The organism is Ottowia sp. VDI28 (assembly GCF_049532675.1).
Lineage (GTDB): Bacteria > Pseudomonadota > Gammaproteobacteria > Burkholderiales > Burkholderiaceae_C > Ottowia.
This window is the reverse complement of sequence record NZ_CP149820.1, coordinates 6,007,040-6,032,326: the sequence shown is the minus strand read 5'-3', so window position 1 is coordinate 6,032,326 and position 25,287 is coordinate 6,007,040. Positions and strand designations below refer to the sequence as shown.

Below are 25,287 nucleotides of genomic sequence, written 5' to 3'. Positions count from 1 at the left end.
GTTAGATGGGATCCCATCCGAAAACATCCACTGAGCGCTCAAGTGGGACGAAAGACGATTTCAGCGCGGGAACCATGTGGTCTTCCAGTGTTTCCAGCGTCCAACCTTCGCCGCGATGCACCGAGCGCACCGGTCGGTTGTGGCTGATCAGGAAAATCTCATTCCTGCGGACAGCGAAGATCTGACCGGTGATGTCCTTGGCGGCATCGCTGGCGAGGAAAGCTGCCATCACTGCGACCTTGTCTGGCGTCAAGGTCTTTGCCATCTCGACGCGTGGGTCGACGGTGTCACCAGCAGTAGGGATAGAGCCGACCATGCGACTCCAGGCGAAGGGTGAGATGCAGTTGGAGCGGCAATTGGACCTCGCCATATCGAGTGCGATGGATTTCGACAGGCCAAGGATTCCCATCTTGGCTGCGGCATAGTTGGCTTGTCCGAAGTTACCGACCAACCCGGAGGTGGACGTCATGTGGACGAATGCCCCGCTGCCCTGCTTCTTGAAATGTTCGGACGCCACGCGACTGACGTTGAAACTGCCGTAGAGATGGACCTTGATGACGGCATCCCATTCCTCGGGCGTCATCTTGAAGAACATGACGTCGCGCAAGATTCCTGCGTTGTTGATGACAGCGTCAATGCGTCCGAAGTTGTCGAGCGCGGTGTCGATGATGCGTTCAGCGCCGGTGTACTCAGAGACGCTGTCACGGTTCGCGACCGCTTGTCCTCCGCTGTCCTTGATCATTTGCACGACCTCATCGGCCGGAGAAACGGTTTCGGCTGTACCGTTCACGCTGACGCCGGCGTCATTCACCACCACGCAGGCGCCTTGACGTGCCAATTCGAGCGCAATGGCTCGGCCAATACCGCGGCCCGAGCCTGTCACGACGACCGACTTGCCTTCCATGAATTTGCGATTGCTCATTTCAATTTCCTTTTAAGTTCTTGTGCGATTGCACGCTTCAGCCCGGTTTGACGCCAGTTTTCTTTACGATCGGTGCCCACCGAACTTGTTCGAATTTCATATATCGATTAGCTTCTTCGATACTGGTTTTTTCGGACAGGACAAGCCCGGCGAACTTGTTGCCAAGTTCTTTAACATCTGGTGAGGCTAGAGCTTGGTTGAGAGCTTCGTTAAGCTTTTCCAGCACTGCTGGAGGCGTGTTCCGCGGAGCCCCAAGGAAGTACGAGACGCCAGCTGAAGATTCGGGAACGCCCGCTTCTAGCGTGGTGGGAATTTGAGGCAAGGCGGCGACCCGCGTCGGCGCAGTGACTGCGAGCGGCAGCAATTTGCCGGATCGGATGCCGACGATGCCGCTGTCCAGCGACATGAAGGAATAGTCGAGGACGCCCGAGTAGAAGGCGTTGAGCAAAGGCGCATTTCCATTGTAGGGAATTCGCTGTCCCACTGAGATGCCTGCATGCGTATGGAAAAGTTCGGTCACCAGTGTGACGGTGCTGCCTGAGGTTCCATAGTTGTATCCGGCAGATCGCTCCTTGACCTGTTTGATAAAGGCATTAACGTTTTCGAATTTCAAGTCCGGTCGAGTGACCAACACGAGGTATTGAGTGCCCACGAGTCCGATGCCGGCGAGCTCATGCGAAGGGTCGTAATTCAACTTGTAGATCGACGCGTTAATGAACGTCGATGAGGTTCCGAAAAGGAGTGAATAGCCGTCCGCCGGGGACTGAACCACATGTTGCGTGCCGATGGTGGAATCGGCCCCGGGGCGGTTATCGATGATGATGGCAGTGCCCAGCTTCTTGGCCATTTGCTGAGCAACGGCGCGAGCTACGGTATCGGTAGGGCCACCTGGCGCATAGGGAAGCACTATTCGGATGGGCTTGGTCGGATAGTCGTTTGCCAGCGCCATGCTTGGCGCAGCAAGCGCCAAGCAGAGCCCGAGCAGTGTGGAAAGTTTTTTCAACGTTGTCTCCTTGGTTATGATGGGAAAATTTAGAATCCGTTGTGTTTCTCAGGATTCGATGACAAGTGCCGTTTCAATCCAGAGGCTCCGGAGTGACCCGACGAGCGCGATGCCGTCAGATGGGTCATAAATTTCGCGTCCGGCAGTGTCCGAATTCGGAGAAGTTTGTCGAACAGGGCGATGCCGTCGTCCGCCGACACAGCTTGACCTGTGCAAGCGAGGAATTTGGCCAGCAGATCTGTGCGAGACAATGGCCTCGTTGGATGTCCTTTCGCGTATGCCGATTGGTGCGAGAAGGTCGCACCGTCCGCCAGGGTGACCTGCACAACGTCCTGCCGGGAAAAGGTTCGATAGATGGGGTCCGGTACGGGATCCTCCGTGATCACGACCTTCTCCATTAATTCCTTTACTCGACCTTGCGAGAGAAACTCAGTATCGAGATGGTCGAGACGTAAGGCCCCTTCGAGGAGCCCGGTAGTGACCCCGAACTCGATGCTGAACTTCGCCTCCAATGCGTTGATCGGGCGTGGAAAACCCAGCATCTTGCGTTGGTTAGTCCCAACCATGACGTCGATGCGAGCGATGTCAGCGAGGCGACCTTCAACCTGCGGGTGCAACTCCACCGCACAGTCGACGATACGGTGCAGGGCATAGCAAACCGGGTAGAGTTTGATGCCGAGCGGGAACTTTGTGATGTTCCAAGGCAAGCCGAAAGTGGAGATGCCGTTCAAGTCGGCTTTGCCGTGCGGCGAAATAGCATCTAGCAAGCCGTGAGGTTGTTCGAGCGAGGTTTCGCCAGCGCTGAACCCTACGGCGGCGAGCTTTGCGGCGAGAACACCGGCGCGCGCGGCTAAGCCTGCGTGCAACGGCTTGGTCATGGAGCCGAAATTGGCGACGAGTCCCGCAGACTGAGATGCAGCAATTGACAAGGCCATTGCGGCTTGCTGTGCATTCAGACCTAGCAAATTTGCTGACGCGGCGGCGGCGGCCAGCGGGCCCAGGATTCCAGTCGCATGCCAACCGATCTCAAGATGCTGGCCGGGTTCACGGCGTGCGCACTCGCCCCAGACTTCATAGCCGGCCACGTAGGCCGTGAGCATCTCAGCACCACTTGCGCCGTATTCCTCGGCCAGGCTGAGAATCGCCGGGACCATGACAGCACTCGGATGGGCTGGGTGGACGCCGAGTCCGATGTCGTCGAAGTCTTGCGCGTGGGCGGCGGTACCGTTCAGCAAGGCGGCGTCTGTTGCAGTGAGGCGGTGATGGGTCGACACTGCGGAACATGTGCCGAGGCTGCTGGGGGCGATCACGCTCGTAAGCGCAATGACAGAAGGATCTTCGCGAGAAGCCAGCATGACGGCTATGCAATCACAAAATCCCGTTTCGGCCACGGACAGCGCTTCATCAGGGATGGCTGTTGCGGAAAGGCCAGCCACGAAACGGCCCGCATCGAGAGTCAGCCCCACAGTCGTTCCCTTTCCGCTTCTGAGAGGTGACCAGCTTTGCGGGCCATCTTGTGCCCTTGCCCTACTTCAGCCCTCTCGGCGTTCAGAAACTCGGCGGTGATGATCGGCTGGGGAGTCCAGCCAGCAACGAGCCGCAGTCCTTCGGGTCGTGAATCCAAATCGATGAGTAATTCCGATCGAGAGGAGACGTTGGATACTCGGGTGGAAGGCACGGGTTCGTCCGGATCGGGGCCAACGATGATGCATTCGTGACAGTCAAGCATGATGAAAAGACGGGCCTCGTTGCGTCTCAATAAGAGCGCGGCGTGCCGAGCACATGCCCGGCGATATAGGCCAGAACCAGGTTGGTCGAGATGGGTGCGATCTGCTGAATGCGCGATTCGCGCCAGCGGCGCTCGACGTCGTACTCGCGCGCATAAGAGTTCGCGGCGTGCGTGGCGTCCGTACCCAGCATAAAGGTGTATCCGTCAGCCGGCTGCTTGGCGACGAATTCAGTGCCAATGTTGCCGCTGGAGCCGCTCTTGTTATCGACCACCACAGGCTGCCCCAGCAAGCTCGAAACCTTCTGGCCGATCAAGCGTGCGGTGACATCCGTCGAGGCGCCAGGAGGGTAGGGAACAATGAGCTTAAGAGGCTTATCGGGGTAACCTTGTGCGAGCGCCAGTGAGCTGGCGACCGATGCGACTGCCATTATTAGCCGCTGAGCAAAGCGCATGTTCAATCTTGTCTCCTTAGGGGCAAGTGAGGTCGGCGGATCAATTCATCATTAAACATCCGGACGTCCGAATGTTAATCTGGAGTTCGGTGTATCGTCAATGCCCTAGTGCAGGTTTTCTTGTTCTATATTGAGAGACGCGCGTCCAGTTCCGGGCTCCCGACGGCTCTGCTAGGCTTCAGCATCATGAATAGTTCAACTGAATTTGGCCTTTTGCGGGACCGTGCACCCCGTTATCTGCAGGTCGCGGACATCCTGACCAGAGAGATCAGTGAAGGACAATTTCCTGTTGGAACCCTGCTTCCTCCTGAGCCTCAGTTGTGCCAGCGCTTTGCGGTTTCGCGCCATACCCTGCGGGAGGCCGTTCGCCTGCTGTGTGAGCAGGGTCTGTTGTCGCGGCAGCAGGGAGTCGGCACGCACGTGCTTGCGAACAGGGTCGAAACCCGCTACGTAGCGTCTTTGTCGTCGTTGCGGGACCTCATGGCCTATACGCAGCAAACCACCCTGAAATTTCTGGGTTCGCGTTGGGTGAATGCGGACGAAAGTTTGGAGCGCTTGCTGCGTTGCGACGTGGGAGAGCCCTGGCTCGAATTGAATACATGCAGATTTCCCGTAGCGGGCGGGCAGCCAATCGTGCACATGCGCATCTTTGTGCGTCCCCAATGTGACGGTATCCAGCATGCCCTGGAAGATGGCGATGCATGGATCTATGGTTTGGTGGAGAAGTTCGGAGGAGAACGCATCTTGGAGGCTGAACAGGTCGTGGGAGCAATCGGCGTACCTGCGGAAAGCGCCAAGATCTTGGGAGTGGAAGAGGGGTCGCCGGGACTATTTGTGCGGCGTTACTATCTGGCCAAAGCGGAGCGCCTCCTTGCCGTTTCCCTTAACGTCTATCCGGTGGATCGATTCGAATTTTCTACCAACTGGCGCCTGGAGGGATAGGCCGCAGAAAGATTGCAAAACTGCAGTATCTGGCGTTGACCGAGGATTCGGCTTCCGTAGAGCAGAGAGCCTTATCATCTCGGCGAGGCACTTCTCGCGACACGTCGCTTTCCCCTTGCGGGCATGCTCCACGCTGGCAAGGCTGATTTGGCGTCTAAGGGGTGAATAGGTCATGATCCAGGGATATACAGGTTTCGGACCGGATTGATCAGCGTTTCCTGAGCTCATACAAAACACGGGTTTCTATTGCAGAGTTCTCCTTGCCGGTCAAGTCGCCCGCGTTGACGCTTCGCTGTGCAATAGTTTCCGGTCTCATGCAGTGCGTCTTGGCGATTGCGCATGTTCTACAAAGCCGAGTCCCGAGGAAATTGTGGAGGCTGCGGAGGTGACGGCTTCTATCATTTGCTCGCGCAACGTCTTGGTGAACCGGCTGACAGGCACCGTCACGGTGAATGCCGCGACTATCTCTCCGGACTTGTCGCGGACAGGTGCAGAGATTGCTGCGCCATGTGAATTACCGCTCAATCTTGGGGAAGTCAACGACAAAAGTGCAGCACTTCCTAGATGACCGGCGCCCGCGTGATTGCCGTGCGAGCAGCAGATGCGCTGGCTATCGACAACTGCGGGTTATCGCTAAGCGTCCAACTCAGAAGACGGCAGCACGCCGACAAGGAATCGCCATTTGTCGGTGGCGCCGTCGAAATCTCGAAGATCTGCATCCGACCGAAAGCCGTCGAACCTCAACGGCCTCGCGATGATCCGCAATCAGCCTAAACCGGTCTTCAGTCAGCGTGGCTGAAGCGCTGCTCTTGACAGCAAGAACTCGCTGGAACGCTTTGTTGAGACCGCTTGCTTCAGTGTGTGGTGCTCAAGACACGCAAGTCCATTGAGTTGCGCATGATAGAGAGGCCGTCGTCGTGGGGCAAAACCCCGCACCAATGGCTACACAGTGGCTACACGTACCCCAGAAACAACAAAGCCCAGCGGGCTAGGCTGGGCTAAGTCGTTGTTTTATATGGTGGCGCTTCACGGACTCGAACCGCTGACCTGTGGATTATGATTCATGAGCAACGGCGGCTTCGTGAATTGAATCAAGTCAAGACTGACTGCGCGTGTTATGCCGAGGCGCGCCATTGCGAATTCTCGGAAACAGCAAGTACCTGGTTTTCGGCCCCTCAAGCCCAAACGTAACGAGCCTCACCGCGCAGGGTGATGTTTTCCCTCGCATGTGGCAGGAATAGAACACTTTTCGATTTGTTGGTATTTTTGTTGGTATGTTTGAAAATCAATAGCAGTGAGATAAGAATTATAGGCGTTTCCGGATGATTTTCGATCCCCGCCAGCCGCGCCAGTTCCTAAAAGTCATTGCCAACCAATGACTTGTCCGAGATTGCCTTTCACTGCATATCCGTGCCTTATGGCTTGGGCTCGGTGTTTCAGTGGTGTTTGTCGGAGAAGGTGTCCTGCGTGATGTTCCGTGCGCTATGCAAGACGCGTACGACGCCGGACGACCACCGTTTTCCGCTTGGGGTGCTTTGTCTCTGCTGCGCTACGCCGGCTCCGCAACCGTTGACCTTCGGCGCGTACGGCTTGCATGTCCAACGGCGTTGTGTATGGACGAACGCATGCAGAGAAAGGGCAGATTCCTGAGCAGGCTTTACTGTGCAGGCGGCTGTGCTGGCTCGTTTTCAACCGGCGCTTCCGGGGTGAGTGCAAGCCAATACCCATCCATGATTTGCCGGGCATAGGCCACCTGCTCATCGACGGATCGTTGCGGCCCGACTTTCAGGATGAGGGCGAACTCCACCAACTTGTTGCCGATCAGGACGAAGCGGCTGATACCCAAAGTCGAATCCTTGGCTCCCCCTCGGCCAGATGCCAATCTGCCGTTGGAAAACATTGTGAGCCAATGCGTCCGCGGTTGATGGTTTCCAGGACCTGGCCAAAGGGGCTGGGCACCAGTTGGAAGCTCGGCTCCAGGCCTGCCGCCACCGCCTTGCATCATGGCTTGACCATTGTTTCACGCGATACGGGCGGATATGACAGGACGGGCGTGCCGCTTGTGAACCCGTGGAAAGATTAGTTTTTCGAAAAAGAAAATCGGAATGAGCTCTAAGAAGGTGTTCACAATCAAAGCAACAAAATATCAATTGGTCTGAGGCCTTGCCGGAGCAAGGGCTGCGGGATTTCTGAAGACCCAGAGCAGCGCCAGGCCGATCAACAGCGCTCCCCAGTGACTCCAGGAGACCAAGCAAGATGCGTATTGACCAGAACTGTATGGGCGCCATTGCCATGTGCAGCTCCCGCAGCACAGAGCGAGTGATGTGGATCAACCAGGACCGGGTGTTCTATGCAGGCCTGCTTGGGGCGCCCTCAGCGCGGAACTTCGGCTCCATCAGCCTGTATGTGGCGTTGGAAGGCCCGGTACGCATCAGTGTGGATGGCGGAGAGTGGGAAACTGGACGTGTGGCCGTGGTGCAGCCCTATATCAGCCACAGGGTGGCTTGTGATGCCCGCCATATCGTGAGCATCCATATCGAGCCCGAATCCGTGGACAGCGCGCGCCTGCCCGCGTGGCTGAGGCAAGCCAGCGGCCTGGTGGCTGCCGAGGACTTGCTGGAGAGAGTGCGGAGCTGCCATGCATCCCTGCTTCGTGATGAGCACCTGGTCGATGCACCGATGTTTGAGTTCGATGATCAGATGTTTGGCCAGCGGCTGCCGGCACGCGCGGTGGATCCCCGCATTGCCCATGTGCTCGACCGTATCTGCCGCGACCCTGCCGGCCAGGCGCTGGCCCAGGAGTATGCCGAACAGGTGCACCTCTCGTTCTCCCGGTTCCTGCACCTTTTCAAGAGTGAGGTCGGGGCGTCATTCCGCAGCTTTCGCACCTGGAAGCGTGCGCGCGGCCTGCTGCACTACGTCGTCGACCAGAACTCCACCCTGACCGACGTGGCCCTGGGGGCAGGTTACCCGGATTCCACGCATTTCAGCCATTCGATTCGTCAGGTCTATGGCTTGAAGCCCAGGGACATCTTCGCTGGCTCGCGCAAGTTGCGGGTGATCGGTTCTAGGCTGGCGCCGGTTTAGCCCGAGGCCCCGCCTCTCGCGGGAGAGACGGTGCAGACTTTCGATCGCGGATGACCAGTAGGCGCAAGACGGCGGCGATGACATCGGCCAGACTGTTCCCGTCGCCCCGTACCGCTCGCTGTCCAGAATTCCACCCCATGTTCGACTTTTCTCCCGCGCCACACTATTTTTCGCCTGAACACAATGCCTTTCGTGAGGGGCTGCGAGACTTCGTGGCGAAAGAGATCACGCCATTCGTCTCCGATTGGGATGAAGCTGAAACCTTCCCGCGCGAGCTCTATGGCAAGGCGGCCGATCTGGGTATCCTGGGGGTGGGTTATGAGGAAGCTTATGGCGGCACACCGGCCGATGTCTTCCATCACCTGATCATCTCGGAGGAAATCGCGCGCTGTGGTGCGGGGGGCGTCGCGGCCTCGCTGCTTTCGCACACCATCGGCCTGCCGCCAGTGGCTGCTCATGGCAGCGCCGAGCTGAAGCAGCGCATCATTCCCCCAGTGCTGCGCGGAGAGAAGATCGCGGCCCTGGCGGTGACCGAGCCAGGAGGCGGCTCCGACGTGGCGGCGCTCAAGACCACTGCGGTGCTGGAAGGCGATGACTACGTGGTCAATGGCGAGAAAGTGTTCATTACGTCCGGCATGCGCGCTGACTACATCACCGTGGCTGTGCGCACCGATCCCGCGAGCAAGGGTCCCTCAGGCATCTCGGCTCTGCTTATCGAAGGCGATGCCGAGGGCCTATCGCGCAGCGCCCTCAAGAAGATGGGTTGGTGGGCCTCTGATACCGCCCACCTGCGCTTCGACCATGTACGCGTGCCGGCCAGGAACCTGATCGGCGTGGAGAACCAGGGGTTCAAGGTGTTCATGAACAATTTCAACAGCGAGCGGCTGGGAATGTCCGCCATGGCGTGCTCCTATGCACAGGTCTGCCTGGAAGAAGCCGTGGGCTGGGCGCGCGAGCGCAAGACCTTCGGCGTGAGCTTGTCGGAGCGGCAAGTCATCCGGCACAAGCTGATGGATATGTATGCCCGTATCGATGCGGCGCGCTGTCTGACCTATGACCTGGCCTGGCGCTTGCGGGAGCACGTGGGCGATCCGGGCGAGCTCGTGGCCCGCACCTGTATGGCCAAGGTGCTCGCCACCCAGGCCATGCAGCACTGCGCCGATCAGGCGGTGCAGATCCTGGGCGGCATGGGTTTCATGCGTGGCACCCGCAGCGAACGGATCTACCGCGAAGTCAAGGTGATGATGATTGGCGGCGGATCGGAGGAGATCATGAAGGATCTGTCGGCACGCCAACTCGGCATTTAATCTGCCTGAGATCGTCAATACGCTCTCAGGTCATTGTCCCGGCTACGATGTGCATCAACATCGAGCGCATCCACCAAGCACACCATGGCCCATATCGAGTCTTCTTTGTCCGTTGCCAGTGATGCCTATCGCGCCAACCGCGAAGGCATGCAGGCCTTGTTGGATCGCGTCCGGCAGTATGAAGCGCGCGCACGCCAGAAATCGGCCGCTTCGCGCGAGCGCTTTGAAAAGCGCGGCCAGATGCTGCCGCGCGAGCGCCTGTCGCTGCTGCTTGATCCCGGCACGCCGTTTCTTGAGCTGTCCACCCTGGCGGGCCTGGGGCTGGATAGCGCCGATCTCGACAGAAGCGTGCCTGGCGGCGGCGTGATCGCCGGCATCGGGTTCGTGAGCGGCATCCGGTGCATGGTGATAGCCTCGGATTCCGGCATCGATGCGGGCGCGCTTCAACCCATGGGGCTGGACAAGATCCTGCGCGTGCAGGAGTTGGCGCTGGAAAACAAGCTCCCTTATGTGCAGCTCGTGGAGAGCGCGGGGGCCAACCTCATGGCCTACCGTGTCGAGGACTTCATTCGCGGCGGCAGCACTTTCCGCAACCTGGCGCGTCTGTCGGCGGCGGGCCTGCCGGTGGTCACGGTCACGCACGGGTCCTCCACGGCGGGGGGCGCCTATCAAACTGGCCTGTCGGATTACATCATCCTCGTGAGAGGGCGCTCCAGGGCCTTCCTGGCCGGCCCTCCCTTGCTCAAGGCCGCCACCGGCGAGATCGCGACCGAGGAGGAGTTGGGCGGGGCGGTGATGCACACCTCGATCTCGGGTCTGGGCGACTATCTGGCCGAAGACGACCGTGATGCCCTGCGCATCGCCCGCGAGGTCATGGGCCAGATCGACTGGGATCATGGCATGCCCGTCGAAGCACCCCGCCGCTTCAAGCTGCCGCGTTACGACAGCGAGGAACTGCTGGGCATCATGCCGATGGACCACAAGCGCCCGGTCAACATGAAAGAGGTGTTGGCCCGCATTGCCGATGATTCCGAATTCCTGGAGTTTGGCGAGAACTACGGCGGCGCCACGGTGTGCGGCCACATCAAGATCGAAGGCTGGCCGCTGGGGGTGATTACCAACAACGGTCCGATCGATCCGGCGGGCGCCACCAAGGCCACGCACTTCATCCAGGCTTGCTGCCAGGCCAGAACGCCCATCCTCTACCTGAACAACACCACCGGTTTCATGGTGGGCAAGGCTTACGAAGAGGGCGGCATCATCAAGCACGGCTCCAAGATGATTCAGGCGGTGACCAACGCCACGGTGCCCCAGATCACGCTTTACTGCGGGGCTTCGTTCGGTGCCGGCAACTATGGCATGTGCGGCCGGGGCTTCCATCCGCGCTTCTGTTTCTCGTGGCCCAATGCCAAGACGGCGGTCATGGGGGGCGAGCAGGCTGCGGAGACCATGGCCATCGTCACCGAGGCGGCCATGCGCCGCAAGGGCGAGGTGGACCAGCCCAAGCTCGATGCGCTCAAAAAGAACATCATCGATCGGTTCGACCGGCAGATGAGCGTGTTCACCACCAGCGCGCATCTGCTGGACGATGGGGTGATCGATCCGCGCGACACCCGCGCCGTGTTGGCGAACGTGCTGGCCATCTGCCGCGAATCGGCCGCGCGCCAGCCGCAATCCATGCAGTTTTCCGTTGCCCGCCCATGACCACGCCTACCTTGACTCCTTTTCACAAGATCCTCATCGCCAACCGCGGAGAGATCGCGCTGCGCGTGATCCGCAGCGCACGCGCCATGGGGTATCAGACGGTGGCCGTGTACTCCACTGCGGACGCGCGCTCCCGCCATGTGCTGGAGGCGGACCAGGCGGTGTGCATCGGCGAGCCGCTGCCCGCGCAGTCCTATCTGCGTATCGATCACATCATTGAAGCCGCGCGCCAGACCGGCGCCGATGCGGTTCACCCGGGGTACGGTTTCCTGGCCGAGAACGAGGATTTCGCCCGTGCCTGCCGTGAAGCAGGGCTGGTGTTCATTGGCCCTTCGCCCGAGGCGATCGTTGCCATGGGTCACAAGGCCGGCGCCAAGAAAATCATGATGGATGCGGGTGTGCCCTGCATTCCCGGCTATCAGGGTGAAGACCAGAGCGAAGCCCGCCTGATGAGCGAGGCCGAGCACATCGGCTTTCCCGTGATGATCAAGGCCACGGCCGGCGGCGGCGGCCGTGGCATGCGGCTTGTGAACAGTGCGGCGGAGTTTCCTGATCTGCTGCGCAGCGCTCAGTCTGAGGCACGGAATGCCTTTGGTGATCCGGAGGTCATCCTGGAGCGCGCCCTCATTGAGCCCCGCCATATCGAGATCCAGATCTTCGCCGACCGTCACGGCAATGCCATCCATCTGGGCGAGCGTGATTGTTCGGTGCAGCGGCGCCATCAGAAAGTGATCGAGGAGGCGCCGTCGCCCGCGGTGAATGCCGCGTTGCGCGAGCGCATGGGTGCCACGGCCGTGGCTGCCGTGAAGGCAATCGGCTATGAAGGCGCGGGCACGCTGGAGTTTCTGCTTGATCAACAAGGCAGCTTCTATTTCATGGAGATGAACACCCGTCTGCAGGTGGAGCATCCGGTGACCGAGGCGATCACCGGCCTGGATCTGGTGGAACTTCAACTGCGCGTGGCGGCCGGTGAGCGCCTGCCTCTGGCGCAGGAAGACGTCGTTTTCAAGGGGCACGCCATCGAGGTGCGTCTGTGCGCCGAAGACGTGGGCAAGGGTTTCATGCCACAGAGCGGCACCATGCTGCTCTGGCACGGCCCGGACCATCTGCGAGTGGAGCAAGCGCTGCGCACCGGCGCCGAGATCCCGCCGTATTACGACTCCATGATCGCCAAGATCATTGCGCATGGCGCCACACGCGACGAAGCGCGCCGCCGCCTCATGCTGGGCTTGCACCAGACGGTAGCGTTGGGCGTGACCACCAATCAGGTATTCCTGGGCAGCTGCCTGCGCCATCCGGTGTTTGCCGCTGGCGGCGCCACCACCGCGTTCATCGCGCAGCATCAGGATGAACTGCTGCGTGCCGACGGTGCGACCCGCGAGCGTGCAGTGGCCATGGCCGCGTTGCTGCTTTTCGAGACCGCCAACCAGCATCCCACTCGTGAAGGCCTGCGTCAGTTGGCCCATTCACTGCCGGTGGGCATGCGGCTGGAGATCGAAGGGGTTCCGTACAAAGTGCAGCTCGTACAAAGCGGCTCCCACCGCTTCGATGTCCAGATAGAAGAGCGGCGGCACGTCATTGATCTGGTCGAGATCGCCCAGCACCAGGTGCGTGCGGTGGCCGATGGGGTGATGGAAAGTGCCACTTTCCTGCGCGACGGCCACCAACTGCTGTTGCACTACCGCGGGCAACCTCTCATCGTGAACGACCGCACCCGCACCGCCGCCGAACGCGCGGCGGAAGAGGGCGGTGACGGCAAGGTGCGTGCGTCGATGAACGGGCGTGTGGTGGCCGTGCTGGTGGCGGAGGGCGATCAGGTCGAGGCCGGACAGCCCATGGTGACGCTCGAGGCCATGAAAATGGAGCATGTGCATGTGGCCCCACTGAGTGGCCGCGTGAGCTCGCTGAACGTGGGCGTGGGCGAGCAGGTCACCATACGCCGGGTGTTGGCTGAGATCGACGCTGGATTGGCTTAGAGCACGTTCTCAGATCAACGACTTGGCATTGGACAGCACGTAGTCGCAGGCCTTGGTCTTGAGCTGGCTGTTGACGCTGTCAAGGCTGAGGGACTTGCCGTCGCCTCCCTGCAGCATGCCTTGAAGGCCGCTGGCATAACCTGTTTCCTGCGGCTTCTGGCCGGTGACCGCGCCCAGCAGTTTGTCCTTGACACCTCCGGCGGCATCGGCGCTGAGGTAGTTGTTCTTCACGCAGTACTCCAGAACCCCGGCAGCATTGCCCATGGTGCTGGTACCGATGGAGGGCATCGACAGGCCCAGGCTGCTGGCCAGGCCTGCGGCGGTGCCGCCGGAGCCTGCCTCTCCACTCAGGCCGGTACCTGATGTCGCATTCGACTTGCCGAGCTGGCCTTTCAGGGTCTCGAGCATCTGATTCTGGGCGAATGCCGATGTGGTGGCAGCCAGCAGAGCAGCCACGAGGAGGGCGCGATGTTTCATGGAAACGGTCCTTTGGAAAGCAAGTGGATGATTGCAGTCTAAGGCGATGGGACGGAGGAGTGGAGGCAGTAATTTGATCAATTTGTGTCAAATTCACTACCGGATGCTGAAACCCCTGAAGAGGCGTTAAGGCTCGCCGGAGGCCTCACGCCAAGAGAGTGGCGCTATCCGTGGAACCATTTGGCAGGCACGGTGACCAGCCAGGGGCACAAGACCATCAGGAACATGACGGCAAATTCCGCGAGCATGAAAGGCATCACGCCGCGCGTGACCTCATCCATCTTCATTTTGCCGACGCCCGCCACCACATTGAGCACCACGCCGACGGGGGGCGTGATCAGGCCGATGGAGTTGTTGATAATGAACATCACGCCGAAGTAGACCGGATCAATGCCTGCGGCATTGACCACCGGCATCAATACCGGGGTGAGGATCAAGATAGTAGGGGTCATGTCCATCGCCGTGCCGACGATCATGACCAAGACCATGATCGCGAGCATCAGCAGCGTCTGGTTGCCCATGAAGGGCCTGAGCATTTCCACGACTTTCGAAGGCAGATCCGCGACAGTGATCAACCAGGCGCTGACCATGGCCGCAGCGATCAGAAACATCACGATGGCACTGGTTTTGGCGGCGCCGACGAACACATGATAAAGATCCTTGAAGCTCAACTCGCGGTAGACGAATGTGGCCACGAAGAGGGCGTAAACTGCCGCGACTACCGCCGCTTCGGTGGGAGTGAACACGCCCATCCGCAGGCCGACCAGAATGATGACCGGCAACATGAGGGCCCAGCCCGCCTCACGTGCCGCCCTGGCAATTTCACGAGCACTCTTGCGTGGCGGAGGCTGGATATTTTCCTTGCGCGCGACCCAGGCCCAGGTGACCCAAAGTGCGCCGCCGATGAGCAGCCCAGGCACGATGGCAGCCAGAAACAGCTTGGAGATCGACACGTTGCCTGCAACCCCGAAGATGACCAGGCCGATGCTGGGCGGGATCACCGGGCCGATGATGCCAGTGGCAGCGATCAGTCCACCCGAGCGCGCGCGATCGTGACCGGCTGAAGTCATCATTGGAAGCAGCAGAGCTGTCAGCGCCGCTGCATCGGCCACAGCCGAGCCGGACAGAGCGGACAGCAGACAACCTGCCATGATGGTGACATAGCCAAGCCCGCCGCGCACATGGCCCACGAGAGTCAGGGCCAAATCGACGATCCGGCGCGACAGGCCGCCAGCGTTCATGATTTCTCCGGCCAGCATGAAGAACGGCACGGCCAGCAAGGGGAAGCTGTCGGCTCCGCCGATCAGATTTTGCGTGAGGATCTGTGCGTCGAACAGATCGAGTTGCCACATCAATGCGACACCACTGGCCAGCAGCGCGAAGGCGATAGGCATGCCGATGGCCATGGCCAGCAGCAGTGACCCGATGAAGACGGCAAGGGTCATGATTGCATCTCCTTGCCACCGCCCTGTTGCCCCAGGACTTGTGCGAGAGCGCCTGCTTCCTCCGACTCCTGGATACCCACGAGTTCCTGCGTTGACAGCTTGCCCGCCGCCAGCCGATACAGATCAATGAGCAGAATCAGGGAGGCGCACACCGAAAAAAAGATGCCCACCGAATACACAATAGCCATGGAGAGCCCGGTCACGGGGGCTTCCACATCCCAGTTGATCCGGGTCTGCGCCACGCTGCCTTGGAACAGCAGCCAGAGTATGAAGAGCATGATCAGGTAGCTGGCTGCCAGGCAGATTTTCTTTCCGAGCGGAGGCAGCTTGGCTACCACCATGTCGACCCCCAAATGAGTGCGTTCGCGCAAGCCGACCAATGCGCCCAGCATGGTGATCCAGATAAACAGCCAGCGAGATAACTCCTCAGAGACGGTGATGCCTGAGTTGAATCCGTAACGCAGCAAGACGTTGCCGAACACGAGCACTACCATCACCGCGAGGATGAAGGCCATCAGACCTTCGATAGCGCGGCACGCTCTCCCCATGAATCTATCCATGCTTTTTCCCCGTCTGCCGATCGCCTTCAGGATTGCGCTGTGCGTACGATGTCGACCAGTGCGCGCAGCGCCGCCAGATAGGAGTGCGGCCCCAAGCCTTGCACCGTACCCTTGACGGCTGGAGAAATGATCGAATGCGTGCGCCATGCCTCTCTGGCGGCGATGTTGGACATATGCACTTCCACGACTGGAAAGGGCATGGCCTTGATGGCGTCATGCAGCGGCACACCGTGCTGCGTCAGGCCCGCCGGATTCACCAGCGCGCCCTGCGCATCGTCGATGTGGTGATGCAGAAAATCAATCAGCACGCCTTCGTGGTTAGACTGGATCTTGGCGATCTCCACACCCAATTCGGCCGCGAGCGCATCCAGGCGCTCATTGATCTGTGCCAGCGTCGTAGTGCCGTAAATGTGGGGTTCGCGGCGCCCGAACAGGTTGAGGTTGGGCCCGTGCAGGACAAGGATCTTCATGGAGGCGCCACTCATTGCTTGCGGATGCGGACAAGCTCGGACTGATAGAGCTTCACGATTGCCGGCTCATACTGGGATGAGAACTTGTCTATCACCGGCTGCGCGATCTGGCGCATGCGAGCTTGCTCGGCGGGTGTGATCTCGTTGAACTGAATGCCTTTCGCTTGGAGATCGCCCAGCGCCTTTTGAGCTGCCGCCCGGCTGACCTGCCGCTGATAGCCGCGCGTTTCGTCGGCGGCTTCCTTCATCCATTTCTGTTCGGTGGGCGTCAGCTGATCCCAGAACTTCTTGCTCACCAGCACGATATTGGCTGCGTACACGTGATTGGTGGCGCTGAGGTACTTTTGCACCTCGAAGAATTTGTTCGACAGAATCACTGAAAATGGGTTCTCCTGCCCATCGACCGCCTTCGATTCCAGCGCGCCATAGAGTTCCGCGAAAGGCAGTGGAACCGGGTTTGCCTTGAAAGCCTTGAAGGTGTCCAGGAACACAGGATTGGGAATGACACGGATCTTCAGCCCTTCCAGATCCTCTGCCCGTTTGATGGCGTGCTTGCTGTTGGTCGTATTGCGAAAACCCAGGTCCCAATAGCCCAAAGCGATCAGGCCCTTTTCGGGCAGCTTTGCAATTAGTGTCTGGCCGAGAGGGCCATCGAGCAGCGCATCGGCTTGCGCGAAGGTCGACACGGAGAAGGGGAAGTCGATCAGGCCGAACTCCTTGACAATGCCGGCCAGGGACGTCGTGGCGGGGGCGGACATCTGCTGCACACCGCCCTGCAGGGCGGATTGTTGCTGCATTTCATTGCCCAATTGGTTCGAGGGATATTCCTGCACTTTCATCTTGCCGCCGCTCTTGGTGGCCAGCAATTCCGAGAAGCGTTTGACGCCGAAGCTCACGGGATGGTCTGTGTTGTTCAAATGCCCGAAGCGGATCACACGCTCCTGCTGAGCCCAGGAGGGAGCCGACAGCGCGGCCACGAGGCCGATAGCGGCCAGGGTACGAAGGAATTTCAAGATTTCTCTCCGGTAAGAATGGGTGGGCCCCGGCCAGACGAATCTCTTGCTCGGGTTGGCCGCGATGATAAATAAAAGTGGAAAAATTTTCCACTAAGGAAATCCCTTGCAAAAATTTGATAGAGTCTTCTTGTCGGTCGCTGGAATGCGCTATACCGAAACCTGATCTGGAGAAGCTTGATGAGCGGAGTGCTCGAGCGCAGTTTTAAAGTCCTGGAATACTTGGCTGAGCATCCGGAAGGCGTGCCCGTATCAACGCTGGCAGCGGCGCTGAACATGCCTTTGTCAGCGTCCCATCGACTGTTGGGCGAGTTGATCGGCTTTGGCTATGTGCGGCAGGATGCCCACAATGGTCACTACTTCATGACGATCAAGCTGGTGTCCGTGGGGTTGGCATTTCTCAGCCGGGCCGGCATCGTGGACGTCGCGCAGCCCCTGCTTGATCAACTGGCCGCGGCTTCTGGTGAGCTGGTGCGTCTTGCCGTAGTGGACGGTGATGACCTGACTTTCGTCGCCAAAGCGCAAGGCGCGACCCATGGGCTTCGGTACGATCCGGACATGGGTTTGTCGGTCATGCTGTCATGTAGTGCCGCGGGGCATGCTTGGCTATCCACGCTGACCGAGGACAAAGCCCTGGCCTTGATTGCCAAGAAGGGCTTGGGAAAGCCGGAGGATTTTGGCCCCAAGGCGCCCACTTCGATCAAGGCAGCCATGGCGTATGTCAAGGCGGCTCGCCAGCGCGGCTTCAGCATGATCAACGAAGTGTTCGCGCCTGGCATGACGGCCATGGCGGCCCCGGTGCTGGCGCCTGGTGGACGGGCCATCGGCGTGGTGACTATCGCGGGGCCGCTCGTGCGGCTGACGCCGCAGCGCATGGAGGCCCTGGGGCCGACATTGCTGAACGCAGCGCACGAAATAGCACAGGCCAGCAGCGCTTCCGCGCTATTCAAGAACCGGACGTAACGCGGCAGGTCTCCACACTCAGCAAAAAAGCCTTGGCGATTGCCAAGGCTTTTCGTTTTAATGGCTGTCCTTATGCTGGCAGCGCCACCAGCGGATTGCCATTCATGGGATCGTTCTTCTTGGAGGCCAGCGCTTTGGCCAGATCGATCCCGAGGGCCTTCGCCACGCCGGCGCCATAGGCTGGATCGGCTGCATTGCAGTTGCGGATGTGGCGGAACTTGATGAATTCCGGCGCATCGCCCATGGCGCGGCCGGTATTTCCGAACAGCGCTTCTTTTTGCGCATCCGTCATCAGGCGGAACAGCTTGCCGGGTTGTTCGAAGTAGTTGTGGTCGTCCTTGTCGTAGCTCCAGTGGGCAGCATTGCCGGTGATCTTGAGCGGCGGCTCCATGAATTCCGGTTGGCCCTGCCACTGGCCGAAGCTGTTGGGCTCATAGTGCGGCAAGCCGCCATAGTTGCCGTCGACACGGCCGGTACCGTCGCGGTGGTTGCTGTGCACCGGGCAGCGGGCCTGGTTGACGGGAATCTGGTGGTAGTTGGTCCCCAGGCGGTAGCGCTGTGCATCGGCGTAGTTGAAGAGGCGCGCCTGCAGCATGCGGTCGGGGCTGGCGCCGATGCCGGGCACCAGGTTGCTGGGGGCGAAAGCCACCTGCTCGACATCGGCGTAGAAGTTTTCGGGGTTCTTGTTCAGTTCGAACTCACCGACCTCGATGAGCGGGTAGTCGCCCTTGTACCAGACCTTGGTCAAATCGAATGGGTGCAGGGCGTACTTCTCGGCATCGGCTTCGGGCATGACCTGGATGAACATCGTCCATTTGGGATATTCGCCGCGTTCGATGGCTTCGTAAAGATCACGCTGGTGGCTTTCGCGGTCCTTGCCGACCAGTTCGGTGGCCTCGGCGTCGGTGAGGTTCTTGATGCCTTGCTGCGTGCGGAAGTGCATCTTGATCCAGAAGCGCTCGCCGGCCTTGTTCCAGAAGCTGTAGGTGTGCGAGCTGAAGCCATGCATGTGGCGGTAACTGGCGGGGATGCCGCGGTCGCTCATCACGACGGTAACCTGGTGCAGGGCTTCGGGCAGGAGCGTCCAGTAGTCCCAGTTGTTGGTGGCGCTGCGCATGTTCGTGCGCGGGTCGCGCTTGACGGCCTTGTTCAGGTCGGGGAACTGGCGCGGATCGCGAATGAAGAACACGGGCGTGTTGTTGCCCACCATGTCCCAGTTGCCTTCATCCGTATAGAACTTGAGAGCGAAGCCGCGGATGTCGCGCTCGGCATCGGCCGCGCCGCGCTCGCCCGCGACGGTGGTGAAGCGGGCAAACATCTCGGTCTTCTTGCCTACCTGGCTGAAGATGCTGGCTCGGGTGTATTGGGTGATGTCCTTGGTGACCGTGAAAGTACCGAAGGCGCCTGAGCCCTTGGCATGCATGCGGCGCTCGGGAATGACTTCGCGCACGAAGTTGGCCAGGCGTTCATTCAGCCAGACATCCTGTGCCAGGAGGGGGCCGCGCGGGCCGGCAGTGAGACTGTCGCGGTTGGTGGATACCGGCGCACCGAAATCAGTGGTCAAGTGGGTTACAGGGCACTTCTTGGTGTCGTCGCTCATGGGAATTCTCCTGGCTGGTTGTGGGATGCATGATGACTATAGAAGAGCTTCTTGAATAGATCCAATTAATTCACATTAAGAAGGTTATAGGTTGTCTATATGGCTGGGCCGATACCCGCGCCATGTCCCTCTTGCCAACCCTTCAGGCTTTCATTGTTCCGAGAGGCCTTCTGGCCCGACGGCCAGAATCAGTTACGGCGCGATGGTGGGTGGCGAAATGGCCATTTCGCTCACGGTGCGCGGAGTGCCGATAGGAGGCCCGGCCTGGCCGCGCTGCACTGCTGCAATGTCTTGTTCGCTGGGGTAGATGCCCGCCAGCCAGTAGTCCATGACCCTTCGCACGAGCGGCGCGGCAGCCGCAGCACCAAAGCCCGCATTTTCAACAATGGAGATCACCACAATCTGCGGGTTGTCCGCGGGTGCGAAGCCCAGGTAGAGTGAGTGATCGCGCTGATACTCGGCCAGCTTGGCGGCGTTGTAGCGCCCTTTCTGGCCGATGGTGATCGCCTGCGCGGTGCCTGTCTTGCCGCCGGAGATGTAGGGGGCGCCAGCGAACACGCGTCTGGAAGTGCCTTCTTGCGTGACGCCCACCATGCCGCGCCGCACGACGTCCATGTGCTCCTGCTTGTAGCCCAGGTCTTCGCCTGGCGGCTGTGGAATATCGATGAACTCCTGGGCGGCGGGACTTTTATGCGCCTTGACAAAGTGCGGCGTGTGGCGCACTCCGTTGTTGGTCAAAATGGCTGCAGCCTGTGCAATCTGCAGCATGGTGAAGTTGTTGTATCCCTGCCCGATACCGAGCGAAATGGTTTCGCCGGCATACCACCGCTGTTGCTCAGGGCGTTTGTAGGCTTTGCGCTTCCATTCGGTGGAGGGCAGCACGCCGCGCAACTCGCCCGGAATGTCGATGCCGGTGACCTGGCCAAAGCCCAGCGGCTTCATGAAATCATGGATGGCGTTCACGCCCATGTCGTTGGCCAATTGGTAGAAGTACACATTGCTCGACAGGGTAATGGCTCGCTTGAGGTCTACCGGCCCCAGCGCATGGCCCGAGCGGAAAGTGTGTCCCCCGAAGGTCCATGAACCGCCGTCCATGACCACCGCGCTGGGGGTTCGCTTGCCTGTTTCCAGGGCGGCCAGGCCCATGAAGGGCTTGTAGGTGGATCCGGGCGGGTAAGTGCCGCGGATGGCGCGGTTGAGCAGCGGTTTGGCGATCGAGGTGTTCAGCTCGTCCCAGGTTTCCTGATCGATCCCTTCCACGAAAAGGTTCGGGTTGTAGGTGGGCTTGCTTACGAAAGCCAGCACTTCGCCGTTTCGAGGATCCAGTGCCACCAGCGCGCCGCGCCGTTCGCCGTAGAGGTCTTCCACCAGTTTCTGCAGATTGATGTCGAGCGAGAGGCGCACCGAATCGCCTGGCGTGGCCGGATGGCTGGCCAGTTTGCGCACGGCGTGGCCGCCGGCCGAGGTTTCCATCTGCTCGACACCTGTCGTGCCGTGCAGCATGCGCTCATAACTGCTTTCGATGCCGAGCTTGCCGATGTAGTCCGTGCCGCGGTAGTTGGCGTCATCGTCCGAGTCTTCCAGACGCTCCTTCTCAGCCTGATTGATGCGGCCGATATAGCCGATCACGTGCGAGCCGACCTCGCCGAGCGGGTAGGTTCGAAACAGCCGTGCCTTGATTTCGACGCCCGGAAAACGGTAGCGCTGGGCTGCGAAGCGGGCGACTTCCTCGTCCGACAAGCGCATGCGTATCGGCAGCGATTCGAAGTTGCGTGAATCGTCCATGAGGCGCTTGAAGCGCTTGCGGTCGCGCGGGGTGATCTCCACTACCTGGCTGACGGCGTCGATGGTTTCTTCCAGCGGCTTGGCGCGCGAGGGCGTGATCTCCAGTGTGTACGCCTTGTAGTTGGTGGCCAGCACCACGCCGTTGCGATCCAGGATGTCGCCGCGGTTGGGCACGATCGGTACGACGGCGGTGCGGTTGGTTTCGGCGCGTTCCGCATAGGCATCATGGCGCACCACCTGCAGGATATACAGGCGTGTGGCCACCAGCCCGAAGGCCAGCAGCATGACCAGCCCGACCACGAGCAGGCGCAAGCGGAAGCGCCTGAGGTCGGCTTCGACATTGCGCAATTCGGTCATGGGGTTGCCGTCTCTTTAAAGCGGCCGGTTCGCATCGGGGTTGGGTGCGCGGCGCTGTGGTGCCAGCAATATATAACTCACGATGGGCCAAAGCGCAGCTTCGAGCACGGGGGCCAGCAGCACCTCCCAGCCTGGAAACGGCGAGCCGCCAATCAGCCTCAGCACAATGGTGATCGCGTGCGCGGCGGCAAAGAGCGGAATGAGTTGCACCGCTTGGCCCGGCACGGAAAACCAGAGGATGCGCCGGTGGATCATGATCGCGAAGTAGATCAGCACCACATAGGCGAGCGCATGCTGCCCGAGCAGCGAGGCTTGGTGCACATCCAGGGCCAGGCCGAAGATGAAGGCCGCGCCCAGCCCCACGCGGCGCGGCTGGTGCACGTTCCAGAATACCAGCACGAGGGCCAGGAAATCAGGCCGCCAGGCCACGCGCCCGATCGGCAGCAGATCCAGCATCAGCGCCGCCAGCAGGCTGCCCCAGATGAAGATGGGGCTGGCGGGCAGCAGCAATTGCCGGCCGGGCGGCATGATCATCGGCGTGCTCCTCGGGAGGTGGATGGGCGGGCGCCCTGCGGTGCGGCTGAAGCCGCCGATGCTGCCGGCGCGCTGGCGGATGCTCCCTGCGCGGCTGATTTCGCGGCAGGGGCGCTGGCGTCTGAGCTTGGCGTTTGCGCGGGCTCCACAGGTGAGAGCACCATCACGTGCGTGACGCCTTGCATCTTGGACAGCGGCGTGCATTGAATGCGCGCGAAACTCGAGTCGCTCTGCCGGTCGACCGACGTCACCCGTGCCACCGGCAGGCCTGGCGGATAAACGCCATCGACACCGCTGGTGGTGAGCAGGTCGTCTTCCCGTACGTCTTCCGTGACCGACACGTAGCGTAACTCCAGCATGCCGCCGTGCGAGGCGGGCATGCCGTAGACCACGCTGCGTGTGCCGGTGCGCGCGTTCATCACGGGGATGACCTGGTCGCGGTCGATCAACAGGGTGATTTCGCTGACGAAGGGGTACACCCGCGTGATCTGTCCGAGCACGCCCCATTCATCCATCACCGGGGAGCCGGGTGCGATGCCCTGCAATTGGCCTTTGTCGATCACCACGCGGCGGCTGAAAGGGTCGGTGGCGTCGTACAGGACCTGCGCCGCCACCGACGAGACCTGAACGCGGTCACGCAGTGCGAGCAACTGGCGCAGGCGTTCGTTTTCGAGGAGGAGCTGCTCGACCTGGCCGGCGCGCTGCGATTGCTCGGCGAGTTTCATGCGCGCCGCCTCTTCGGTTTTGCGGGCGGTCTTGAGCTCGGTCAGATAGCCCGTGAGGTTTTCGATCATCTGCACCGGCTGCAGGGCTAGCCACTGCGCAGGGTACAGCACGGTGGCGATGGCGGCGCGCAGCGGCTGGGCGACGTGAAAGCGCGCATCCGCGACCATCAGAAACAGCGCCAGGGCGCTGAAGAACACCAGGCGCGACAATGCCGATGGCCCTTGCTTGAAGAAGGGCGGAGGCGTGCGGTCGAGTGTTTCGAGCGGCATGGCTGGTGAGAGGCGCTGCGGCGGCTAGAGCTTGAGTATCGCCGATGCTCCTGAAAGATGAGCAGGTGATATTAAAAATACTGGTGCGCTAGTCATTTTTTTTGAGGCGCTTGGGATGATGGCGGGCGGCCGTGAGGTTTTGTTCCCTCTCTTTCTCCCTCTGGGAGAGGGGGGTGAGGGCTTTCACGGCGTGTGGATCTGAGCGGCCCTCTGCTTCTTAATGGCCTTTTGTTACTCATCCAAGGTCGGAGGCCGGGATTGCCCCCGGCGGTGCACCTACCTTTCTTTGCGTCGCCAAAGAAACGTAGGCCAAAGAAAGGCGACCCCACTGGACGTGTCCCTTCGCTTCGCTGCGGGCAACCTGCGGTGCTCGATCGAGGGGAGGTGCTGCAGAACTCGCTATGTTCACTTCGTTCACGCCGCTCAAACAGCTGCAGCAAGTCAGAGCACGAAGCAAGGGCATCTTGCAGTGCCCTTGCCCACCCCTCGCTCTGTGCTCCTCGGCACGTCCAGAGGGGACCCGTGACTCGGGCCATTGCTACGCTCGGCCTGCGAATCACCGGGCTTTCGCTGCGCTCAAGCGGGGTTGCTGCGATTCGAAACGTCTGCATACGCGAGCGGAGGAGATGCGTAAACCCAAATCAGATGGCCGCGGAGCAGGCCATTCAAGGCTGCCGCGGAGCTGGCTCCGCCAGGCCGCCGGCAGCGTCCCCTGGGGGAAGGCGCGCAGCGCCTCAGGGGGGCCTATTCACTCGTGAAGATACTGCCCAGGCGTTCCATGCGCTCCAGTGCCATGCCACAGCCGCGCACCACGCAGGTCAGCGGCTCTTCGGCCACCAGCACGGGCAGGCCGGTTTCCTCGGCCAGGAGGCGGTCGAGATCGCGCAGCAGGGCGCCGCCGCCGGTCAGCATCATGCCGCGCTCGGCGATGTCGGCACCCAGCTCGGGAGGCGTTTCTTCCAGCGCTTTCTTGACTTCGGAAACAATGCTGTTGAGTGGCTCGGTGAGCGCTTCCAGCACTTCGTTGCTGCTGATCGTGAAGCTGCGGGGCACGCCTTCGGAGAGGTTGCGGCCCTTGACTTCCATTTCCTTGACTTCGCTGCCAGGGAAAGCACTGCCGATCTGCTTCTTGATCGCCTCAGCGGTGGGATCGCCAATCAGCATGCCATAGTTGCGGCGGATGTAGTTGATGATGGCGTCGTCGAATTTATCGCCGCCTACGCGGGCCGAACCCTTGTAGACCATCCCGCCGAGCGAGATCACGCCCACCTCGGTGGTGCCCCCGCCGATGTCCACCACCATGGAGCCGCTGGCTTCGCTGACAGGCAGGCCTGCACCGATAGCGGCGGCCATGGGTTCCTCGATCAGGTAGACCTCGCTGGCACCGGCGCCGAGCGCGGATTCGCGGATCGCACGGCGCTCGACCTGGGTGGAGCCGCAAGGCACGCAGATGATGATGCGCGGGCTGGGCTTGAGCAGGCCGCGCGGATGAACCATACGGATGAACTGCTTGAGCATCTGCTCGGTCACTGTGAAATCGGCGATCACGCCGTCTTTCATGGGCCGGATGGCCTCTATGTTCCCGGGCACCTTGCCGAGCATCGCCTTGGCTTCGCTCCCCACGGCCTGGATGGTCTTTTTCCCTTGCGGGCCGCCCTCGTGGCGGATGGACACGACCGAAGGCTCATCGAGCACGATGCCTTTGTCGCGTACGTAGATCAGGGTGTTGGCGGTGCCCAGGTCAATCGCCAGGTCGGTGGAGAAGTACCGACGGAAAGCTCCAAACATGAATTGTCCTCTTGGATGCAGAGCATCCCTACCGCCGCCACCAGCGGTTTCGCCGCAAAATTAGGGTGTTTTTCGAGCAGATACGGGCCGTTTCCAGCATCACGCATCAAAGGCGGGATAATAACGCATCCCCCTGCGGGGACTCGGGATGCCGTGCGTCCCGAAGTTCGAATTTACA

The 25,287-nt window shown here is 60.6% G+C and carries 22 protein-coding genes; 6 read left to right on the top strand and 16 right to left on the bottom strand.

Features of this window, described 5'->3' with window-relative positions:
- Window position 1: 1 nt before the first annotated feature.
- The 4 genes from WJU18_RS28605 to WJU18_RS28590 form a co-directional block, all read right to left on the bottom strand.
- Window positions 2–922 (bottom strand): SDR family oxidoreductase, encoded by a 921-nt coding sequence (locus tag WJU18_RS28605; RefSeq protein WP_423457585.1) that lies wholly within the window; start codon window positions 920–922, stop codon window positions 2–4.
- Window positions 923–959: 37 nt separating this feature from the next.
- Window positions 960–1,925, bottom strand: a complete 966-nt coding sequence (locus WJU18_RS28600; protein WP_423457583.1) for a Bug family tripartite tricarboxylate transporter substrate binding protein — start codon at window positions 1,923–1,925, stop codon at window positions 960–962.
- A 29-nt stretch (window positions 1,926–1,954) separates the two neighbouring features.
- Entirely contained in the window at window positions 1,955–3,391 is a 1,437-nt protein-coding gene (locus WJU18_RS28595) for an MmgE/PrpD family protein (protein ID WP_423457581.1), read from the bottom strand.
- 289 nt (window positions 3,392–3,680) lie between these two features.
- Complete coding sequence (locus tag WJU18_RS28590) at window positions 3,681–4,082, bottom strand: tripartite tricarboxylate transporter substrate-binding protein (protein ID WP_423457579.1); 402 nt, start codon at window positions 4,080–4,082, stop codon at window positions 3,681–3,683.
- Window positions 4,083–4,292: 210 nt separating this feature from the next.
- Here WJU18_RS28590 and WJU18_RS28585 point away from each other — a divergent pair, with 210 nt between their 5' ends.
- Window positions 4,293–5,048, top strand: a complete 756-nt coding sequence (locus WJU18_RS28585; protein WP_423457577.1) for a GntR family transcriptional regulator — start codon at window positions 4,293–4,295, stop codon at window positions 5,046–5,048.
- Window positions 5,049–5,360: 312 nt separating this feature from the next.
- Here the strand turns inward: WJU18_RS28585 and WJU18_RS28580 are convergent, their stop codons facing one another.
- On the bottom strand, window positions 5,361–5,573 hold the full coding sequence (locus WJU18_RS28580) for an IclR family transcriptional regulator domain-containing protein (protein ID WP_423461119.1): 213 nt from the start codon (window positions 5,571–5,573) through the stop codon (window positions 5,361–5,363).
- 1,132 nt (window positions 5,574–6,705) lie between these two features.
- Window positions 6,706–6,894: a hypothetical protein gene (locus tag WJU18_RS28575; RefSeq protein WP_423457576.1), complete on the bottom strand. Its 189-nt coding sequence runs from the start codon at window positions 6,892–6,894 to the stop codon at window positions 6,706–6,708.
- Between the two features lie 410 nt (window positions 6,895–7,304).
- Between WJU18_RS28575 and WJU18_RS28570 the strand changes: the two genes are divergently transcribed.
- The 4 genes from WJU18_RS28570 (at window position 7,305) to WJU18_RS28555 (ending at window position 13,122) form a co-directional block, all read left to right on the top strand.
- Complete coding sequence (locus WJU18_RS28570; RefSeq protein ID WP_423457574.1) at window positions 7,305–8,135, top strand: helix-turn-helix domain-containing protein; 831 nt, start codon at window positions 7,305–7,307, stop codon at window positions 8,133–8,135.
- 137 nt (window positions 8,136–8,272) lie between these two features.
- Window positions 8,273–9,442, top strand: a complete 1,170-nt coding sequence (locus WJU18_RS28565) for an acyl-CoA dehydrogenase family protein (protein WP_423457573.1) — start codon at window positions 8,273–8,275, stop codon at window positions 9,440–9,442.
- An 84-nt stretch (window positions 9,443–9,526) separates the two neighbouring features.
- Complete coding sequence (locus WJU18_RS28560) at window positions 9,527–11,146, top strand: acyl-CoA carboxylase subunit beta (RefSeq protein WP_423457571.1); 1,620 nt, start codon at window positions 9,527–9,529, stop codon at window positions 11,144–11,146.
- Entirely contained in the window at window positions 11,143–13,122 is a 1,980-nt protein-coding gene (locus tag WJU18_RS28555; RefSeq protein WP_423457569.1) for an acetyl-CoA carboxylase biotin carboxylase subunit, read from the top strand. Before WJU18_RS28560 ends, WJU18_RS28555 begins: the two co-directional genes overlap by 4 nt.
- A gap of 9 nt (window positions 13,123–13,131) precedes the next feature.
- Here WJU18_RS28555 and WJU18_RS28550 read toward each other — a convergent pair whose 3' ends face one another.
- The 5 genes from WJU18_RS28550 to WJU18_RS28530 all read right to left on the bottom strand — a co-directional run bounded on the left by WJU18_RS28550 (window position 13,132) and on the right by WJU18_RS28530 (window position 17,087).
- Window positions 13,132–13,599 (bottom strand): DUF2501 domain-containing protein, encoded by a 468-nt coding sequence (locus WJU18_RS28550; RefSeq protein ID WP_423457568.1) that lies wholly within the window; start codon window positions 13,597–13,599, stop codon window positions 13,132–13,134.
- Window positions 13,600–13,763: 164 nt separating this feature from the next.
- Window positions 13,764–15,044: a TRAP transporter large permease subunit gene (locus tag WJU18_RS28545; RefSeq protein WP_423457566.1), complete on the bottom strand. Its 1,281-nt coding sequence runs from the start codon at window positions 15,042–15,044 to the stop codon at window positions 13,764–13,766.
- Window positions 15,041–15,592, bottom strand: coding sequence for a TRAP transporter small permease (locus WJU18_RS28540; RefSeq protein WP_423457564.1), 552 nt, complete (start codon window positions 15,590–15,592; stop codon window positions 15,041–15,043). The genes WJU18_RS28545 and WJU18_RS28540 overlap by 4 nt, the downstream gene beginning before the upstream one ends.
- Before the next feature lie 38 nt (window positions 15,593–15,630).
- Complete coding sequence (locus WJU18_RS28535; protein WP_423457563.1) at window positions 15,631–16,074, bottom strand: type II 3-dehydroquinate dehydratase; 444 nt, start codon at window positions 16,072–16,074, stop codon at window positions 15,631–15,633.
- A gap of 11 nt (window positions 16,075–16,085) precedes the next feature.
- Complete coding sequence (locus WJU18_RS28530) at window positions 16,086–17,087, bottom strand: TRAP transporter substrate-binding protein (protein ID WP_423457561.1); 1,002 nt, start codon at window positions 17,085–17,087, stop codon at window positions 16,086–16,088.
- Window positions 17,088–17,267: 180 nt separating this feature from the next.
- Here WJU18_RS28530 and WJU18_RS28525 point away from each other — a divergent pair, with 180 nt between their 5' ends.
- The gene (locus tag WJU18_RS28525; RefSeq protein ID WP_423457560.1) at window positions 17,268–18,050 is read left to right on the top strand and encodes an IclR family transcriptional regulator; all 783 of its coding nucleotides are present in this window, start codon (window positions 17,268–17,270) and stop codon (window positions 18,048–18,050) included.
- A 70-nt stretch (window positions 18,051–18,120) separates the two neighbouring features.
- Here the strand turns inward: WJU18_RS28525 and WJU18_RS28520 are convergent, their stop codons facing one another.
- The 5 genes from WJU18_RS28520 to WJU18_RS28500 all read right to left on the bottom strand — a co-directional run bounded on the left by WJU18_RS28520 (window position 18,121) and on the right by WJU18_RS28500 (window position 25,109).
- The gene (locus tag WJU18_RS28520; protein ID WP_423457558.1) at window positions 18,121–19,650 is read right to left on the bottom strand and encodes a catalase; all 1,530 of its coding nucleotides are present in this window, start codon (window positions 19,648–19,650) and stop codon (window positions 18,121–18,123) included.
- Between the two features lie 192 nt (window positions 19,651–19,842).
- Window positions 19,843–21,792, bottom strand: coding sequence for a penicillin-binding protein 2 (mrdA, locus tag WJU18_RS28515; RefSeq protein ID WP_423457556.1), 1,950 nt, complete (start codon window positions 21,790–21,792; stop codon window positions 19,843–19,845).
- A 15-nt stretch (window positions 21,793–21,807) separates the two neighbouring features.
- Entirely contained in the window at window positions 21,808–22,326 is a 519-nt protein-coding gene (gene mreD, locus WJU18_RS28510; RefSeq protein WP_423457554.1) for a rod shape-determining protein MreD, read from the bottom strand.
- A complete protein-coding gene (gene mreC, locus WJU18_RS28505) occupies window positions 22,323–23,321 on the bottom strand; it encodes a rod shape-determining protein MreC (RefSeq protein ID WP_423457552.1) in 999 nt (332 codons plus the stop codon). The genes mreD and mreC overlap by 4 nt, the downstream gene beginning before the upstream one ends.
- 744 nt (window positions 23,322–24,065) lie before the next feature.
- Window positions 24,066–25,109 (bottom strand): rod shape-determining protein, encoded by a 1,044-nt coding sequence (locus WJU18_RS28500; RefSeq protein WP_423457550.1) that lies wholly within the window; start codon window positions 25,107–25,109, stop codon window positions 24,066–24,068.
- Window positions 25,110–25,287 lie beyond the last annotated feature (178 nt).